The sequence below is a fragment of the Verrucosispora sp. WMMD573 genome (assembly GCF_027497175.1).
GTDB lineage: Bacteria > Actinomycetota > Actinomycetes > Mycobacteriales > Micromonosporaceae > Micromonospora.
Genome location: NZ_CP114901.1, coordinates 5838600 through 5854648 on the forward strand (window position 1 = coordinate 5838600; position 16049 = coordinate 5854648).

The 16049-nt window shown below is 71.7% G+C and carries 18 protein-coding genes; 6 read left to right on the forward strand and 12 right to left on the reverse strand.

The features are described from left to right. Positions 1-36: 36 nt before the first annotated feature. The 5 genes from O7601_RS26425 (at position 37) to mug (ending at position 3707) form a co-directional block, all read left to right on the forward strand. The gene (locus O7601_RS26425; RefSeq protein WP_281563779.1) at positions 37-957 is read left to right on the forward strand and encodes a TIGR04222 domain-containing membrane protein; all 921 of its coding nucleotides are present in this window, start codon (positions 37-39) and stop codon (positions 955-957) included. Continuing rightward, positions 954-1772 (forward strand): DUF692 domain-containing protein, encoded by an 819-nt coding sequence (locus O7601_RS26430; RefSeq protein ID WP_281563780.1) that lies wholly within the window; start codon positions 954-956, stop codon positions 1770-1772. Before O7601_RS26425 ends, O7601_RS26430 begins: the two co-directional genes overlap by 4 nt. After that, entirely contained in the window at positions 1769-2257 is a 489-nt protein-coding gene (locus O7601_RS26435; RefSeq protein ID WP_281563781.1) for a hypothetical protein, read from the forward strand. The genes O7601_RS26430 and O7601_RS26435 overlap by 4 nt, the downstream gene beginning before the upstream one ends. Positions 2258-2322: 65 nt before the next feature. Further along, on the forward strand, positions 2323-3084 hold the full coding sequence (locus tag O7601_RS26440; RefSeq protein WP_281563782.1) for an SDR family oxidoreductase: 762 nt from the start codon (positions 2323-2325) through the stop codon (positions 3082-3084). Positions 3085-3185: 101 nt separating this feature from the next. Further along, positions 3186-3707 carry a G/U mismatch-specific DNA glycosylase gene (mug, locus tag O7601_RS26445; protein ID WP_281567045.1) on the forward strand — a complete coding sequence of 174 codons (522 nt, stop codon included), beginning with the start codon at positions 3186-3188 and terminating at the stop codon, positions 3705-3707. A gap of 21 nt (positions 3708-3728) precedes the next feature. Here mug and O7601_RS26450 read toward each other — a convergent pair whose 3' ends face one another. The 4 genes from O7601_RS26450 to O7601_RS26465 form a co-directional block, all read right to left on the reverse strand. Further along, complete coding sequence (locus tag O7601_RS26450) at positions 3729-5705, reverse strand: ABC transporter ATP-binding protein (RefSeq protein ID WP_281567046.1); 1977 nt, start codon at positions 5703-5705, stop codon at positions 3729-3731. A gap of 110 nt (positions 5706-5815) precedes the next feature. Continuing rightward, positions 5816-6583, reverse strand: a complete 768-nt coding sequence (locus O7601_RS26455; protein ID WP_281563783.1) for an enoyl-CoA hydratase/isomerase family protein — start codon at positions 6581-6583, stop codon at positions 5816-5818. Between the two features lie 58 nt (positions 6584-6641). After that, complete coding sequence (locus O7601_RS26460; protein ID WP_007072022.1) at positions 6642-6869, reverse strand: helix-turn-helix domain-containing protein; 228 nt, start codon at positions 6867-6869, stop codon at positions 6642-6644. Between the two features lie 145 nt (positions 6870-7014). Then, positions 7015-8619, reverse strand: a complete 1605-nt coding sequence (locus O7601_RS26465; RefSeq protein WP_281563784.1) for an ABC-F family ATP-binding cassette domain-containing protein — start codon at positions 8617-8619, stop codon at positions 7015-7017. A gap of 232 nt (positions 8620-8851) precedes the next feature. Here O7601_RS26465 and O7601_RS26470 point away from each other — a divergent pair, with 232 nt between their 5' ends. After that, positions 8852-9760, forward strand: a complete 909-nt coding sequence (locus tag O7601_RS26470; RefSeq protein ID WP_281563785.1) for a neutral zinc metallopeptidase — start codon at positions 8852-8854, stop codon at positions 9758-9760. 70 nt (positions 9761-9830) lie between these two features. On the opposite strand, the gene O7601_RS26475 is transcribed toward O7601_RS26470, so the two are convergent. The 8 genes from O7601_RS26475 to sufD all read right to left on the reverse strand — a co-directional run bounded on the left by O7601_RS26475 (position 9831) and on the right by sufD (position 16043). Next, entirely contained in the window at positions 9831-10493 is a 663-nt protein-coding gene (locus O7601_RS26475; protein WP_281563786.1) for an acVLRF1 family peptidyl-tRNA hydrolase, read from the reverse strand. Positions 10494-10523: 30 nt separating this feature from the next. Then, entirely contained in the window at positions 10524-11243 is a 720-nt protein-coding gene (locus tag O7601_RS26480; RefSeq protein ID WP_281563787.1) for a LysE family transporter, read from the reverse strand. A gap of 316 nt (positions 11244-11559) precedes the next feature. Then, positions 11560-11979, reverse strand: coding sequence for a metal-sulfur cluster assembly factor (locus O7601_RS26485; RefSeq protein ID WP_281563788.1), 420 nt, complete (start codon positions 11977-11979; stop codon positions 11560-11562). Beyond that, positions 11976-12452, reverse strand: a complete 477-nt coding sequence (gene sufU, locus O7601_RS26490; protein ID WP_281563789.1) for a Fe-S cluster assembly sulfur transfer protein SufU — start codon at positions 12450-12452, stop codon at positions 11976-11978. Before sufU ends, O7601_RS26485 begins: the two co-directional genes overlap by 4 nt. Then, positions 12452-13756, reverse strand: a complete 1305-nt coding sequence (locus O7601_RS26495; protein ID WP_281563790.1) for a cysteine desulfurase — start codon at positions 13754-13756, stop codon at positions 12452-12454. The genes sufU and O7601_RS26495 overlap by 1 nt, the downstream gene beginning before the upstream one ends. Positions 13757-13783: 27 nt before the next feature. Next, entirely contained in the window at positions 13784-14557 is a 774-nt protein-coding gene (gene sufC, locus O7601_RS26500; RefSeq protein ID WP_093401436.1) for a Fe-S cluster assembly ATPase SufC, read from the reverse strand. After that, positions 14557-14901 carry a non-heme iron oxygenase ferredoxin subunit gene (locus tag O7601_RS26505; RefSeq protein ID WP_281563791.1) on the reverse strand — a complete coding sequence of 115 codons (345 nt, stop codon included), beginning with the start codon at positions 14899-14901 and terminating at the stop codon, positions 14557-14559. The genes sufC and O7601_RS26505 overlap by 1 nt, the downstream gene beginning before the upstream one ends. Continuing rightward, complete coding sequence (gene sufD / locus O7601_RS26510; RefSeq protein ID WP_281563792.1) at positions 14901-16043, reverse strand: Fe-S cluster assembly protein SufD; 1143 nt, start codon at positions 16041-16043, stop codon at positions 14901-14903. Before sufD ends, O7601_RS26505 begins: the two co-directional genes overlap by 1 nt. Between the last annotated feature and the right edge of the window lie 6 nt (positions 16044-16049).

The following is a 16049-nucleotide window of genomic DNA, read 5'->3' on the forward strand; positions in this document are numbered from 1 at the left end:
ATGAAGCCGCGTTCCCTCGCGTGACAGGAGCAGGCCATGACGGGTTTTGCGGTCGATTACGACACCTGGGGAGTTCCCGGTCCCACCTTCATCACGCTCTATCTGGTGGCTACGGTGATCGCCGTCGCCGTCGTGCTGATCCGCCGTCGGGCGCTGCTGGGCGGACGGGTCGCTCCCCCCGCCGACCAGCTGAACCCGCAGCAGGTCGCCTACCTCAACGGCGGCGATGATTTCGCCGTCTGGACCTCCCTCGGCGCGCTGCGCAGCCAGGGCGTGATCGGCGTCCACCCGGACCGCCGGCTGACCGCCGACGGTCCGCTGCCGCCCGCAGCCACCCCACTCGACCGGGCCATCCACTACGCCGCGACACAGCGCACCCTGGCCCGGGAGTTGCGGCGCACCGAGTGGGTCGAACGCGCCCTCACCGAACTGCGCGACGGGCTCGACAAGCGCGGTCTCGCGATCGGCCCGGACCGACGGGCGGCCCTACGCCACGCTCCGCTGCTGCTGGTCGCACTGCTGGCGCTCGGTGTCGCCCGGATCGTCGCCGGGCTCGCCAACGACCGCCCGGTCTGGTACCTGGTGCTCACCGTCCTCGCGCTCGGCATCCTGACCACCGTCCTGCTCGTCCGGGTGCCCCGCCGTACCCGGGCAGCCGAGGCCGCACTGCGGACCCTGCGCCAGCGCAACCGGCACCTCGCACCCACCGCGAACCCGGCGTACGCCACCTACGGAGCGGCGGGAGCCGCCATGGCGGTGGCCCTGTACGGCACCGCGTCGCTCTGGGCACTCGATCCGACCTTCGCCCAGCAGGCCGAGATCCAACGCCAGGCCGTGGCCGGCGGCGCGACGTCCACCGGCGGGTGCGGAGGCGGCAGCACCGCAGGCTCCGGGTGCGGCGGCAGCAGCTGCGGTGGCGGCGGTGGGGGCTGCGGTGGCGGCGGGTGCGGCGGATGAACCTTCCGCACGGCGTCGGCATCGGCTGGCGGCCGGAGATCTGCGGGTTCGTCGCCGAGCTGCCCGGTCTGCGCTTCGTCGAGGTGATCGCCGAGTCGGTTCCGGCCGCCGGACCACCCCCGGACGATCTGGTCGCGCTGCGGGACCGTGGCGTCACAGTGGTACCGCACGGCGTGCGGCTCTCGCTCGGCGGCGCGGAACCGGTCGACCCGGCCCGGGTCGCCCACCTGGCGGCCGTCGCGGAGTTGCTGGCGGCTCCCCTGGTCAGCGAACACATCGCCTTCGTCCGGGCCGGTGGCCTGGAGGCGGGTCACCTGCTGCCACTGCCCCGCACCCACGAAGCGGTCGACGCGATCTGCGCCAACATCACCCGCGCCCAGGCGGACCTGCCGGTGCCGATCGCGCTCGAACCGATCGCCGCCCTGTTCGACTGGCCGGACGACGAGCTCGACGAGGCGGCGTTTCTCAACGAGATCCTGGACCGCACCGGAGCGCTGCTGCTGCTCGACGTCGCCAACGTCTACGCCAACGCCCGCAACCGCGGCACCGACCCGACCGCGCTGCTCGACCGACTGCCGCTGGAACGGGTGGCCTACCTGCACGTCGCGGGCGGCGCCGAAGGTGGCGGCTTCTACCACGACACGCACACCGATCCGATCGGGCGGGAGGTGCTGGAGCTGCTCGCCGAGCTGTGCGCCCGGCACCGCCCACCGGCGGCTCTGCTGGAACGCGACGGGCATTACCCGCCAGCAACCGAACTGCGCACCGAACTTGACGCCATCGCCGACGCCTGCGGTTTCCCGGTGGTGACGTGACACCGGCCGAGGCGGCGCCCGCCGGTCCGGCCGGGCGGCCGGTCGGATCGCTCGCCTCGCGGCAGGCGGAACTGGTCGCGGCCCTGGTGACCGGCGGTACGCCGCCGCCCGGCTTCGCGCCCGGCCCGTTGGCCGCCACCCGCGCCGCGCTGCTGCGCAAGCGGGCCGGCGAGGTCGCCCGGCACTGGCCACTGCTCGCCGCCGGGCTCGGCCCCACCTGGCCGACGGTGTTCGTCGAATGGGCGGCCGACCGACCCACCGGCGGCGGGCTGCGCGACGGCTGGGACCTGGCTCGGACACTGCACGCCCGTACCGCTCTGCCGGCACTCGGCGCCGAGGAGTTGGCCGTCCGGGAGGCGGAGTTCCGTTACGACGGGCACCGGGCCCCGCGCCGCCGTCGGTCACCCGCCCTCGGCCGGGTCGGCGACGCGATCGCCCTGCAGGTCGCCGGGCGGGTACGCCTGCTGCGCCCGGCCCGCTCCTGAACCCGACTCACGACCCGGGGACCGCCCCTGTTTCCCGCGGGGCGGGCTGGGGCAGGATCGTCGGCATGGATCTCGGACTGACCGATCGGGTGTACGTGCTCACCGGTGCCTCCCGTGGGCTTGGTTTCGCCACCGCACAGTGCCTGGTGGCCGATGGCGCCCGGGTGGTGCTCTCCGCCCGGCGCGCCGACGCGGTGGAGGCCGCCGTGGCCGAGCTCGGCGGGTCCGACCGGGCCGTCGGCGTCACCGCCGACCTGGCGGATCCGGCGACACCCGAACGGCTGCTGACCACCGCACAGCACCACTTCGGCCGCGTCGACGGTGCCCTGGTCTCCGTCGGCGGACCGCCCACCGGCAGCGCCGCGTCCGTCGACGACGAGCAGTGGCGGCAGTCCTTCGAGACCGTCTTCCTCGGTAGCGTCCGCACGGTGCGAACGGTCGCCGCCGCCCTGCCCGACGGCGGCGCCATCGCGCTGGTGCTCTCCACCTCGGCCCGCGGCCCGGTGCCCGGGCTGGGCATCTCCAACGGCCTGCGGCCGGGCTTGGCCGGCGTTGCCAAGGATGTCGCCGACGAGTACGGCCCCCGGGGCGTACGGGTGGTCGGGCTGCTGCCGGGGCGCATCCTGACCGACCGCAACCGGGAACTCTTCGCCGCCTCCGACGACCCGGACCGGGCCCGGACCGAGGTGGAGGCCGCCATCCCGCTGCGCCGCATCGGTGACCCCGCAGAATTCGGCCGGGTCGCCGCCTTCGTGCTCTCCCCTGCGGCCAGCTACCTCACCGGCGTCACCGTTCCGGTCGACGGCGGCGCGCTGCGCGGCCTGTGACCGCCGGACAGCCACCCCGCCGCGACCGGCGGGCCGCCCACGGCCGGCCGGGGCGGAACGAGCCCCAGCCACGCCCGTACCCACGCCCGACCCGGGAGGAGCTGGCCGCGGCGGCCGACAAGACCATCCCGGACATCATCGACATCGGGCTGGACGTGCTCTTTGTCGGGATCAACCCGGGGCTCTGGTCGGCCGCCACCGGGTGGCACTTCGCCCGCCCCGGAAATCGGTTCTGGCCGGCGCTGCACCGGGGTGAATTCACTCCCCGACTGCTGCACCCCAGCGAGCAGGACGAACTGCCGGCCCTCGGGCTCGGGATCACCAATATGGTGGCCCGGGCCAGCGCCCGCGCCGACGAGCTGACCGCCGCCGAACTGGTCGACGGCGCACGACAGCTCACCGACAAGGTCGCCCGGTACCGGCCGCGCTGGGTCGCGGTGGTCGGGGTGACGGCGTACCGGATCGGCTTTGCCCGACCGAAGGCGGGATTCGGCCCGCAACCCGAGCAGTTGGCCGATGCCCGGCTGTGGGTGCTGCCCAACCCCAGCGGCCTGAACGCCCACTACACCCCGCAGACCCTCGGTGCCACCTTCGCCGAACTCCACTCGGCCACCCTCGGCTGAGCGGCGAATGGACCAGCAGCCTCAGTTGGCGGCGGCGGGCGGCATGGCCTCGTCGGCGATGTACTCCCGGCTGGGGATGACCACCGGCTCCGGGCCGGTGGCGTCGGCGTACGGACGGGGCGAGTCGGCCACCGCGAACTGGGTGCGGTACAGCTCGGCGTAGAGACCGCCGACCGCGACCAGTTCCTCGTGGCGGCCCCGCTCCACGATGCGGCCGTCGTCGAGGACCAGGATCTGGTCGGCGTCCCGGACTGTGGAGAGCCGGTGGGCGATCACCAGGGCGGTACGCCCGGTCAGCGCCACCGAGAGCGCCCGCTGCACCGCCGCCTCGCTCTCCGAATCCAGGTGGGCGGTCGCCTCGTCGAGGATCACGATCGACGGTGCCTTGAGCAGCAGCCGGGCGATGGCGATGCGCTGCTTCTCGCCACCGGAGAAGCGGTAACCACGCTCGCCGACTGTGGTCTCCAGCCCGTCCGGCAGCGACCTGACCAGGTCGGCGACCTGCGCCCCGGCCAGCGCCGCCCACAGCTCGTCGTCGGTGGCATCCGGCTTTGCGTAGCGCAGGTTCTCCGCGATGGTCTCGTGGAACAGGTGCGAATCCTGGGTGACCACGCCGATCTCGTCGCGTAGCGAGTCGAGCCGGGCGTCCCGGACGTCGACTCCGCCGACCAGCACCTGCCCGTCGGTCACGTCATAGATGCGGGAGATCAGCATGGACAGCGTGGACTTGCCGGCGCCGGAGGGCCCGACCAGCGCCACCATCTGCCCCGGCTCGACGCTGAACGAGACGCCCTTGAGCACCGGTTCGTTGACCGTACGGTCCAGCGCGGCGACCTCCTCCAGCGAGGCGAGAGAGATCTCGGCGGCGCTCGGGTAGCGGAACCGGACGTCGCGGAACTCGACGGTCCCCGCCCCCTCGGGCACCCGCACCGCGTCGGGCCGTTCCTTGATGCCCGGTTGCAGATCGAGCACCTCGAAGACCCGGTCGAAGGAGACCAACGCGCTCATCACGTCCACCCGGACGTTGCTCAGCGCGGTGAGCGGACCGTAGAGCCGGGTGAGCAGCAGCGCGAGGGTAACCACGGTGCCGGCGCTGACCTGGCCGCTCACCGCGAGCCAGCCGCCGAGGCCGTAGGTCAGGGCCTGGGCCAGCGAGGCCACCAGCAGCATGGCCACGAAGAAGGTCCGTGAGTACATCGCGGAGGTGATGCCGATGTCGCGGACCCGTTCGGCGCGGGCGGCGAAGCGGGCCGCCTCGGCGTCGGGTCGGCCGAAGAGCTTCACCAGCAACGCCCCGGCGACCCCGAACCGCTCCGTCATCGTCGCGTTCATCTTGGCGTCGAGGTTGTAGGACTCGCGGGTGATCTCGGCCAGCCGCCGGCCCACCCGACGCGCCGGGATGATGAACACCGGCAGCAGCACCAGCGACAGCGCCGTGATCTGCCAGGAGAGGGTGAGCATCACCACGGCGGTGAGGACCAACTGAATCACGTTGCTGACCACGCCCGACAGCGTCGAGGTGAAGGCCCGCTGAGCACCCATCACGTCGTTGTTGAGCCGGCTGACCAGTGCCCCGGTCTGGGTCCGGGTGAAGAACTGCAACGGCATCCGCTGCACGTGGTCGTAGACGCGGGTACGCAGGTCGAGGATGATTCCCTCGCCGATGCGGGCCGAATACCACCGTTGGGCCAGCGACAGGAGAGCGTCGGCGACCGCGAGCGCGGCGATGAACAGGGCCAGCCGGATCACCAACGCCCCGGCCTCGGCGCCGCCCCGGGTGATCGCGTCGATCACGTCACCGGCCAGCAGCGGCGTCGCCACCCCGATCACCGCGGCGACGATCACGGTGAGCAGGAAGACGATGATGTCGCGCCGGTAGGGGTGGGCGAAGGCGACGATCCGGCGGGCGACACCGCGCTTGAGCCGGTGCGCGGAGATGTCGTCCTGGCTGCGCATCGAACGGAGCATGCTCCAACCGCCCATGCCGCCAGCGGCCATCGGGTTGGACACGCTCACCTCCGGGTCAGGACGTCGTACGTCGTCGGGTCAATTCTCCCGATGCCTACGACAACCACGCGAGTAACCCGGATCTTCCCGAACGGTCCTTACTATTCTCCCCGTCCGGCGAGATCCCGCAGCCGTCGCGTCTGCGCCTCCCGCTCGGCGCGCTGCTGCTCGGCGTGGGTACGCCCAGCGGCGCCAGCGAGCAGCGCCTTGATCTCGACAACGGCGTCCCGGTCGTGGGCGAGCAGCCCAGCGGCCAGGTCCCGCACCGCGTCGTCCAACTCGGTGGTCGGCACCACCAGGGTGGCCAGCCCGATCCGGTCGGCCTCGGCGGCGTTCATCCGCCGGCCGGTGGTGCAGATCTCCAGCGCACGGGCGTAGCCGACCAGCTCGACCAGACGCTTGGTGCCGGCCAGGTCTGGGACCAGGCCCAAGGTCACCTCGGCCATGGAGAACGTCGCGTCCTCGGCCAGCACCCGCAGGTCGCAGGCGAGGGCGAGTTGGAAACCGGCGCCGATGGCGTGCCCCTGGACGGCGGCGATCGAGATCACGTCCGGGCGGTGCAGCCAGGTGAAACCGCCCTGGTATTCCGCGATCCTGTCGGCGCACTCCTGCTCCGACAGGGTGGTCAGCTCGGCGAAGGAACCGGGCCCGGAGGCACCGGCGACGGCCAGGTCGAGACCGGCGGAGAACGCCCGCCCCTCGCCGCGCAGCACGACCACCCGCACGTCACCGGGAAGCGCCCGGGAGAAGTCGCTCATCGCGCGCCACATCGCCGGAGTCTGCGCGTTGAGCACGTCGGGCCGGCACAGGGTGACCGTGGCGACCGGCCCGTCGCATTCCAGCCGGACCCCGGTCGCCTCGGCGGTCACCGGGCGGCCAAGGTCACGGTGGTGGTGGCGGTGCTGCTGGACGACGCTGACGGGCGGGTCACGCCTTCTTGCGGCGTCGGGCGCCGCCGCGCTGCCGCAGCTGCACCCCGGACTCGGTGAGTACGCGGTGGATGAACCCGTACGATCGCCCGGTCGAGGCCGCGAGCGCCCGGATGCTCTCGCCCCCGGTGTACCGCTTGACGAGGTCCTTCGCGAGCGTCTGACGCTCGGCTCCGACGATCCGGCGACCCTTCTCAGTGCTGGTGGCTGTGCCAGTGGCTGCCATGCTGTGTCCTCACGTCCCAGACTGTGCGGTTCGGATACGGTCCCACCTATTAGACCGTCTCGAACGATCATGCGCCAGATATCAACTATTCGCCAACCGACACGCTATGCAATGTCAGCTTCCCGATAGGTGATGCCGCACGGGCTCAGGCCAGCTCGACCAGTTCCAGCAGGTCGTCGCTCCAGGCGTCCTCGTCACCGTCCGGCAGCAGGATCGCCCGGTCCGGCTTGAGCGCGAGGACCGCCCCCGGGTCGTGCGTGACCAGCACGATCGCGCCTGGGTAGCGGGCGATCGCGTCGAGCACCTGCTCCCGGCTGACCGGGTCCAGGTTGTTTGTCGGCTCGTCGAGCAGCAGCACGTTGGCACCGGAGCAGACCAGGGTCGACAGCGCCAGCCGGGTCTTCTCACCGCCGGAGAGCACCCCGGCGGGCTTGTCGACGTCCTCGCCGGAGAAGAGGAAGGCGCCCAGGATCTTGCGCAGCTCGGTGTCGGTCTGCTCGACCGCCGCCGCCCGCATGTTCTCCAGCACGGTGCGTTCCACGTCCAGCGTCTCGTGCTCCTGGGCGTAGTAACCCAGTCGCAGCCCGTGACCAGGACGCACCTCGCCGGTGTCCGGCTCCAGCAGGCCGCCGAGCATCCGCAACAGGGTGGTCTTGCCGGCGCCGTTGAGCCCGAGGATCGCCACCCGGGAACCCCGGTCCACCGCCACGTTGACGTCTGTGAAGATCTCCAACGAGCCGTACGACTTGGACAGGCCGGTCGCGGTCAGCGGGGTCTTGCCGCACGGCGCCGGCGCGGGGAACCGCACCTTTGCCACCTTGTCGGCGACGCGTACCTCCTCCAGGCCGGACATCAGCCGTTCGGCTCGGCGGGCCATGTTCTGCGCGGCGACGGTCTTGGTGGCCTTGGCCCGCATCTTGTCGGCCTGGGCCATCAGCGCGCCGGCCTTCTTCTCGGCGTTGGCCCGCTCCCGGCGGCGACGACGCTCGTCGGTCTCCCGCGCCTCCAGGTACGCCTGCCAACCCAGGTTGTAGACGTCGACCACGCTGCGGGTGGCGTCCAGGAACCACACCTTGTTGACCACCGACTCCAGCAGGTCGCCGTCGTGGGAGATCACGATCAGGCCACCCTTGTGGTTGGCGAGAAAACCCCGCAACCAGGTGATCGAGTCGGCGTCCAGGTGGTTCGTCGGCTCGTCGAGCAGCAGGATCCCGCCACCGTTCTCGCCCGCGTCCCGGAACAGGATCCGGGCCAGCTCGATGCGGCGACGCTGACCACCGGAGAGGGTGCCGATGGTCTGCGCCAGGGCTCGGTCAGGCAGCCCCAGGTTGGCACAGATGCGGGCCGCCTCGGCCTCCGCCGCGTACCCGCCGAGCGCGGCGAACTGGTCCTCCAGCGCACCGTAGCGGCGCACCAGGCGCTCGTCGGCGTCCTCGGCGAGCCGCGCCTCCAGTTCTTTCATCCCGGCCATCAGCGCGTCCAGGCCGCGAGCCGAGAGCACCCGGTCCCGGCCGGTGACGTCCAGATCGCCGGTACGCGGGTCCTGCGGGAGGTAGCCGACGGCGCTGCGCCGGTCGACCTGCCCGGCGTAGGGCTGGCCCTCCCCGGCGAGCACCTTCAGCGTGGTGGTCTTGCCGGCGCCGTTGCGCCCGACCAGGCCGATCCGGTCACCGGGCTGCACCCGCAGCGTGGTGTCGGACAGCAGGATCCGGGCTCCGGCGCGCAGTTCCAGGCCGGTGGCAGTGATCATTTCCAGGTACTCGCTCTCGGGATCCGAAGGGCTGACTCAGGGCACACGAAAGCGCCGGCGGATCCGGGTGACCCGTCGGCGCGGGGCGTTCAGCCTTCGCAGCGCAGCACGGCGTCAAGTGTACCGGGCCTCGGCCGGCACCCCTCGCGGATTACCGAGCAAGATCGTCGGGTACCGGATCGCCGACCGGACCCGGTTCCGGCCCACGAGCCACTGACTGATCGGGGTCACCATGGAGCTGAACGAGAACGCACGGATCGACACCAGTCAGGTGGAGGATCGGCGAGGCAGCGGCGGAGGCGGTGGGATGGGCATCCCCATCCCGATCGGCGGCGGGCGCGGCGGCATCGTCGGCATCGTCATCGCCGTGCTGGTGGCCCTGGTCGGTGGCGGCTTCGGCCTGAACGCCATGACCGGTGGAGACCAGCAGGGCGACAACGCCGCGCTGGAGCAGCGCTGCGCCGCCGAGAACGCCCTGGAACAACTCGACTGCCGCAACACCCTCTACGTCAACTCGATCCAGGCGTACTGGCGCACCGCTCTGCCGCAGGCTCTCGGCGAGCAGTACCGCCCCACCCGCACCGTCTTCTTCAGCCAGGCCGTCAACACCGCCTGCGGCCAGGCCGACTCCGGCGTCGGCCCGTTCTACTGCCCGGCCGACTCGTTGGTCTACATCGACCTGTCCTTCTACGAGGTGCTCGCCACACAGTTGGGCGCCGAGGGCGAGTTCGCCCAGCCGTACGTGCTGGCCCACGAGTACGGCCACCACGTGCAGAACCTGCTCGGCACCAACGAGCAGGTCCGCCGCCAGCAGCAGCGCGACCCGGGCAACGCCAACGACCTGTCGGTACGCCTGGAGTTGCAGGCCGACTGCTACGCGGGGGCCTGGGCGAAGAACGCCACCGGCACGGCCGACGACAGCGGCCAGAAGATCTTCACCAGTATCACCGAGCGGGACATCGCCGAGGCGATCGACACCGCAGAGGCCATCGGCGACGATGCCATCTCCAAGCGCGCCGACCGGCCGGTGAACCCGGAGGAGTTCACCCACGGCTCGTCGGAGCAGCGTAAGCAGTGGTTCAACCGGGGCTACGAGAGCGGCGACCCGGCCTCCTGCGACACGTTCAGCGGCGCGGTCTGACCGGTCGACGGTCAGCGGGCCCGGTCACCGGTGACCGGGCCCGCGTCCGCGCGACGAACCAGCTTGCCACCTAGCTGCCGGCCTCCGCCTGCGGCTCGCGGACCAGAATCCGAACCGACCGGGCGGTCGCGAGCGCGGCGACAAGCACCGCGTACCGGGGTTCCGGAACGTCGAGCAGCCGGTCGGCGCGCCGCGCGGCGAGCGGGGCGAGCCGGCGATCGGCCAGCACGGTGTCCACCGCCCGACGGTCGCCGCCGGCAACCAGCGCGTCAAGCCGGTCGGCCTCCGGCAACAGCAGGCGTACGGCGAGATCCGCCGCATCGGCCAGCGCCGCCTTCGTCTGGTTGTCCCGGCGGCGGGCGAAACGCTGCTGCGACCAACCACCGGCGGCGGTACGTCCCTGCACGTAGCGGGTGTCCACCTTGTGCACGCTCAGCTGCGTACCCTCGGCTACCCCCATCGCCACCGCACCTTTGCGGGCCAGCAACAGTCCGATCCGGCGCGGCGCGACGACCGCCCGGACGAAGGCATCCAGATCCGGCACGGCGGGCGCACCTGGAGGGGTGTGCAGTTCGGCGGTCGCACCGTCCGGGGCGGACAACAGCAGGCCGTACGCCTGTGCGCGGGCGGTAGGCGGGCCGTGCCGGTCGGCGAAGCCGGCGACCCAGCGGGCGGCTCGGCCCGGATCGACCTCCACCCACCGGCCGCCCCCGGCGGCGGGTCGGCTGCTCATCACCCGACCGTACGGCACGGTCGGCTGGGATCAGCCACCGAGGAGCATGCCGACGGCGAGCACGGTGATGATGGCGCTGGACAGCAGGGCGGTGACCAGGCGACCGCGGTCGTTGGCGAGCACCTGCCCGATCATTGACCCGCCCCCGGCGACCAGCAGCTGCCAGCTGGCCGAGGCGAGGAACACCCCCAGGGTGAAGACCACCGCCACATCGGTGCCGGAGCTGCCCAGGTCGGCCCGGCCGAGCACCAGGGCCGTGAAATAGACGATCGTGGCCGGGTTGAGCAGGGTCAGCGCGAGGATCCCGACGAACGCCCGCGACGGCGTGTCCAACCCACGCCGCACCGCTGACGGACCGGATCCCGGCGCGGCCTCGACGACCGCCGACCGGTCCGGGCTGCCCACCGCCGAGACGGCCGGGGCGGGCGTCGGCGGGCGGCTCGGGCAACGGCGTGGACCACGTATCCGCAGTGCGCGCCACGCGCCGTGGGCGGCGAGGATGAGCAGCACCGCCGCGCCCACCAGCCGCAGCGGCCCGGCGAGCGGCGCGAGCCAGCCCGCGACCACCGCCCCACCGAGCGCCGCGACACCGGCGTACAGCCCGTCGGCGGTGGCCACCCCGAGCGCGGCGCCCGCACCCACCCGGAACGAGGTCCGCGCGGTGAGCCCGAGGATGAGCACGGCGATCGCGCCGACCGGCACGGCCACGCCGTAGCCCGCGACGAGACCGGCGAGGAACGCGCCGGTCACGACGGAGGTCGGGGCGAGACGCGGCCCGGCGCGAGCCACTGTCGACGGGCGGCGGTGGCCACGGCGACAAAACTCGGCTTCATCGGGTACGCGTAATTCACCGCGCCATCCTGCGACGGCGACGCCCATGCCCGCCACGGATTATCGGACCGGCCCGAGTTGCGGTATGCCGGTCGGTCGACGGCAGCCTGACGTCGCGCCTTGCGGCATCCCCGCAGTCGCGAGTACGCCCGGCCGAGAACGAGACGACGTCGGGCGCGGCACCCGGTGGATGCCGCGCCCGAGGCGGAACTGATGGGCCTGTCAGGAGGAGCTGTCAGACGTTGAAGCCGAGGGAACGGAGCTGGTCGCGGCCCTCGTCGGTGATCTTGTCCGGACCCCACGGGGGAAGCCAGACCCAGTTGATCCGGATGTCGTCGACCAGGCCGCCGCCGGGCCCGGTGGTCAGCGCCTGGCGGGCCTGGTCCTCGATCACGTCGGTGAGCGGGCAGGCCGCCGAGGTCAACGTCATGTCCAGGGTGGCGACGTTCTGGTCGTCGACGTGGACGCCGTATACCAGGCCGAGGTCGACCACGTTGATGCCCAGCTCCGGGTCGACGACGTCCTTCATCGCCTCCTCGATGTCGGCGACGGCGGCCTTGCTGCCGTTCGGCGCGACGCTGCCGTCAGCCGCCGGGCCGGTCGTCGTGCCTTCTCCGGCCGCCGAGGTCGCCTCGGTCGCAGTGTTCTCGCTCATGCCTTCACCTCCGTCGGGCTCGCGCCCACACCGGCGCGTGCCGCGGCGTCCTTGAACGCCATCCACGGCAACAGCGCGCACTTGACCCGGGCGGGGTAGCGGGCGACTCCCTCGAACGCCACCCCGTCCCCGAGCACGTCCTCGTCCGGCGTGACCTGACCACGACCGGACATCAGCGCCAGAAACGCCTCGTGTACCGCGAAGGACTCCGTCGCGCCCCGGCCGGTCAACAGCTCGTGCAGCACGCTGGCGGACGCCTGGCTGATCGAACAACCCATCCCGTCGTACGACACGTCGTGCAACGTCGTGCCGTCGGTGGCCACCCGGACGGTGATCTCGTCCCCGCAGGTCGGGTTGACGTGGTGCGCCTCGCCGACCCGGTCGGCCGGGTCCGCGGCGTCGCGCAGCCCGCGACCGTGCGGGTGCTTGTAGTGATCCAGGATGATCTCCTGGTAGAGCGACTCAAGCTGCATCAGGCGAACACCTTCCGCACCCGCTCCAGGCCCGCCACCAACGCGTCGATCTCCTCGGTCGTGGTGTAGAGGTAGAACGAGGCCCGAGTGGTGGCCGGCACCCCGAACCGGGTGCAGACCGGACGGGCGCAGTGATGCCCGACCCGCACCTGCACACCGAGGGAGTCGAGCACCTGGCCCACGTCGTGCGGGTGCACGTCGCCGAGCGCGAACGAGATGGTGCCGCCCCGGCCCACCGGCACCTCCGGGCCGAAGATCCGCAGGCCGGGCACGGTGCCCAGGGCGTCCAGCGCGTACGCGGTCAGCTGCTTCTCGTGCCACTGGATCGCCCGCATGCCGATGCCGGAGAGATAGTCCACCGCCGCGCCGAGCGCGACCGCCTCGGCGATCGGCGGGGTACCGGCCTCGAATCGGGCCGGCGGCGCGGCGTACGTCGAGCCGCCCATCGTCACCGTCTCGATCATCGAGCCACCGCCGAACACCGGCGGCATCGCCGCGAGCAGCTCGGTGCGGCCCCAGAGCACGCCGATGCCGGTCGGGCCGCACATCTTGTGCCCGGTGAAGACGATGAAGTCGGCGTCCAGGTCGACCACGTCGATCGGCATGTGCGGCACCGACTGCGAGCAGTCCAGCAACAGCAGCGCCCCCACCTCGCGGACCCGGGCGGTGATCCGCGAGGTGGCGTTGACGGTGCCGAGGATGTTCGACATGTGCACCAGCGAGACGATCTTCGTCCGCTCGTTGACCAGGTCGGTCAGGCCCGACTCGTCCAGCCGACCGTTGTCGGTGACCGGGAACCAGCGCAGCGTCGCACCGGTGCGCTCGGCCAGCAACTGCCACGGAACGATGTTCGAGTGGTGCTCCATCTCGGAGATGACGATCTCGTCACCCGGTCCGAGCCGCAGCCGAGGATCGGCGTCGAGCCGCAGCGAGGCGTTGGAGAACGCGTACGCCACGATGTTGATCGCCTCGGTGGAGTTCTTGGTGAAGACCACCTCGTCCACGCTGGGCGCGTTGACGAACGCGGCGACCTTCGCCCGGGCCCCCTCGTACGCCTCGGTCGCCTCGGTGCCCAGCGTGTGCACCGAGCGGGACACGTTGGCGTTGTGCCGGGCGTAGTGCGCGGCCAGCACGTCGAGCACCTGACGCGGCTTGTGTGAGGTGTTGGCGCTGTCCAGGTAGACCAGCGGATGCCCGTTGACCTCCCGGTCGAGGATCGGGAAGTCGGCGCGTACCGCCGCCACGTCGTAGCGCGGCACGTCGTCGTACTGCGGCATCCCCGGCGGGATCGCGATGGTGGTCATCGTCGTGACCGGCCCTTCCTTCGGGGGTCAGACCCGCGCCGGACCGGCCCCGGCCGCGTACCGCTCGTAGCCGGACTCCTCAAGCTTGTCGGCCAGCTCCGGGCCACCCTGCTCGACGATCCGACCGGCGACGAAGACGTGCACGAAGTCGGGCTTGATGTAGCGCAGGATCCGGGTGTAGTGCGTGATCAGCAGCAGGCCGGTGTCGCCGGTGTCGCGCACCCGGTTCACGCCCTCGCTCACCACCCGCAGCGCGTCCACGTCGAGACCCGAGTCGGTCTCGTCGAGGATGGCCATCTTCGGCTTGAGCAGCTCCAGCTGCACGATCTCGTGGCGCTTCTTCTCACCGCCGGAGAAGCCCTCGTTGACGTTGCGCTGGGCGAAGGCCGGGTCCATGTGCAGCCGCTCCATGGCACCGCGCAGCTCGCCGCCCCAGGTGCGCAGCTTCGGCGCCTCGCCGTCGATGGCGGTCTTGGCGGTACGCAGGAAGTTCGCCACCGAAACGCCGGGCACCTCGACCGGGTACTGCATGGCGAGGAAGAGGCCGGCGCGGGCCCGCTCGTCGACGGACATCTCCAGGACGTCCTCGCCGTCCAGCGTCACCGAGCCGCCGGTGATCTCGTACTTCGGGTGGCCGGCGACCGAGTACGCCAGGGTCGACTTGCCGGAGCCGTTCGGGCCCATGATCGCGTGGGTCTCCCCCGACTTCACGGTCAGGTCGACACCGTGCAGGATCGGCTTGAGCTCACCCTCGGGCAGCTTCACCGACACCTGTAGGTCGCGGATCTCCAGGGTGCTCATTATCGGGTCACTCCATTGCTCGGCAGCGGACGGCCCTCGCCGTCCACGGGCAGGTAGATGTCACCGTCGCGGACTTCGACGGGGTAGACGGGTACGGGTTCGGTGGCGGGCAGCCCGGTCGGCTCGCCGGTACGCAGATCGAAACGGGAGCCGTGCAGCCAGCACTCCAACGTGCAGCCTTCGACCTCGCCCTCGGAGAGCGCCACGGCCGCGTGCGAGCACTCGTCGAACACGGCGTAGAACTGGTCGTCCTCGCCATGCACGAGCGCGATCTGGGTGCCGTCGACGTCCGCGCTGATCGCGGTGCCCTTCGGCACGTCCTCGACGGCGCAGATGCGGATCATCAAGCGCCCGCCTTCGTCAGCCGCGCCTCGATGGCGTCACCCAGACGCTCACGCAGCGACTCCACCGGGATCTTGTTCAGCAGCTCGGCGAAGAAGCCGCGTACCACCAGTCGGCGGGCCTCGGCCTCCGGGATGCCCCGGGCCATCAGGTAGAACAACTGCTCGTCGTCGAAGCGGCCGGTGGCACTGGCGTGGCCGGCGCCGGCGATCTCGCCGGTCTCGATCTCCAGGTTCGGCACGGAGTCGGCCCGGGCGCCATCGCTGAGCAGCAGGTTCCGGTTGATCTCGTACGTGTCGGTGCCGGTCGCCTCGGCCCGGATCAGCACGTCGCCGACCCAGACGGTATGGGCGCTCTCCCCCTGCAACGCCCCCCGGTAGCCGACATAGCTGCGGCAGTCCGGCACGGTGTGGTCGACCAGTTGGCGGTGCTCCTGGTGCTGGCCGGAGTCGGCGAAGTAGACGCCGTACAGCTCGGCCTCGCCGCCCCGGTCGGTGTACTCCACGGTGGTGTACTGCCGGACCAGGTCGCCACCGAGGGTGACCTGAACGTGCAGCACCCGCGCGTCGCGCCCCAGCCGCACCTTCAGGTGCTGCGCCTGCACCGCGTCGTCGGCCCAGTCGGCCACGGTGACCAGCGTGAGCTTCGCCCCGTCGCCCACCGACACCTCGACATTGTCCGCGAGGGTGGCCGAGCCGACGTGCTCCAGCACCAGGATCGCCTCGGCGAACCGGCCCACCTCGACGACCGTGTGCCCGAAGGCCAGGCCCTCGACGCCGCCACCGACCGCCCGGAGGATGGTCGGGCCACTGACCACGGCGTCCTGCGCCACCCGCACCAGCAGCGCCTGCCCGGCCCCGCCGTAGGCCAGCGCGCTGACCCGGTCGAACGGGGTGAGCACGCTGCCGACCCGCGGATCGTCGCGACCGACCCGCTCCACGGACACGCCCTCGGGCAGGTCGGCGTACTCGTGCCGGACCGTGCCGGTGGCGGTCGGATCGTCACCGACCAGCCCACGCAGCCGCTTGAGCGGGGTGAAACGCCACTCCTCCTCCAGGCCGGTCAGGGCCGGGAAGTCGGCGACATCGTACGAACGCAGCGCCTGCGACTTGGTGCTGGGCGGCGCGGAAGCCTGGGTAGTCATCTCGTC

Excerpts from the sequence above, each read along its gene's own strand:
- O7601_RS26425 (WP_281563779.1), top strand. The coding sequence starts at position 37 with ATGACGGGTTTTGCGGTCGATTACGACACCTGGGGAGTTCCCGGTCCC.
- O7601_RS26430 (WP_281563780.1), top strand. The coding sequence starts at position 954 with ATGAACCTTCCGCACGGCGTCGGCATCGGCTGGCGGCCGGAGATCTGC.
- O7601_RS26440 (WP_281563782.1), top strand. The coding sequence starts at position 2,323 with ATGGATCTCGGACTGACCGATCGGGTGTACGTGCTCACCGGTGCCTCC.
- O7601_RS26450 (WP_281567046.1), bottom strand. The coding sequence starts at position 5,705 with ATGGCCGCTGGCGGCATGGGCGGTTGGAGCATGCTCCGTTCGATGCGC.
- O7601_RS26460 (WP_007072022.1), bottom strand. The coding sequence starts at position 6,869 with ATGGCAGCCACTGGCACAGCCACCAGCACTGAGAAGGGTCGCCGGATC.
- O7601_RS26465 (WP_281563784.1), bottom strand. The coding sequence starts at position 8,619 with ATGATCACTGCCACCGGCCTGGAACTGCGCGCCGGAGCCCGGATCCTG.
- O7601_RS26470 (WP_281563785.1), top strand. The coding sequence starts at position 8,852 with ATGGAGCTGAACGAGAACGCACGGATCGACACCAGTCAGGTGGAGGAT.
- O7601_RS26475 (WP_281563786.1), bottom strand. The coding sequence starts at position 10,493 with ATGAGCAGCCGACCCGCCGCCGGGGGCGGCCGGTGGGTGGAGGTCGAT.
- O7601_RS26485 (WP_281563788.1), bottom strand. The coding sequence starts at position 11,979 with ATGAGCGAGAACACTGCGACCGAGGCGACCTCGGCGGCCGGAGAAGGC.
- sufU (WP_281563789.1), bottom strand. The coding sequence starts at position 12,452 with ATGCAGCTTGAGTCGCTCTACCAGGAGATCATCCTGGATCACTACAAG.
- O7601_RS26495 (WP_281563790.1), bottom strand. The coding sequence starts at position 13,756 with ATGACCACCATCGCGATCCCGCCGGGGATGCCGCAGTACGACGACGTG.
- sufC (WP_093401436.1), bottom strand. The coding sequence starts at position 14,557 with ATGAGCACCCTGGAGATCCGCGACCTACAGGTGTCGGTGAAGCTGCCC.
- O7601_RS26505 (WP_281563791.1), bottom strand. The coding sequence starts at position 14,901 with ATGATCCGCATCTGCGCCGTCGAGGACGTGCCGAAGGGCACCGCGATC.
- sufD (WP_281563792.1), bottom strand. The coding sequence starts at position 16,043 with ATGACTACCCAGGCTTCCGCGCCGCCCAGCACCAAGTCGCAGGCGCTG.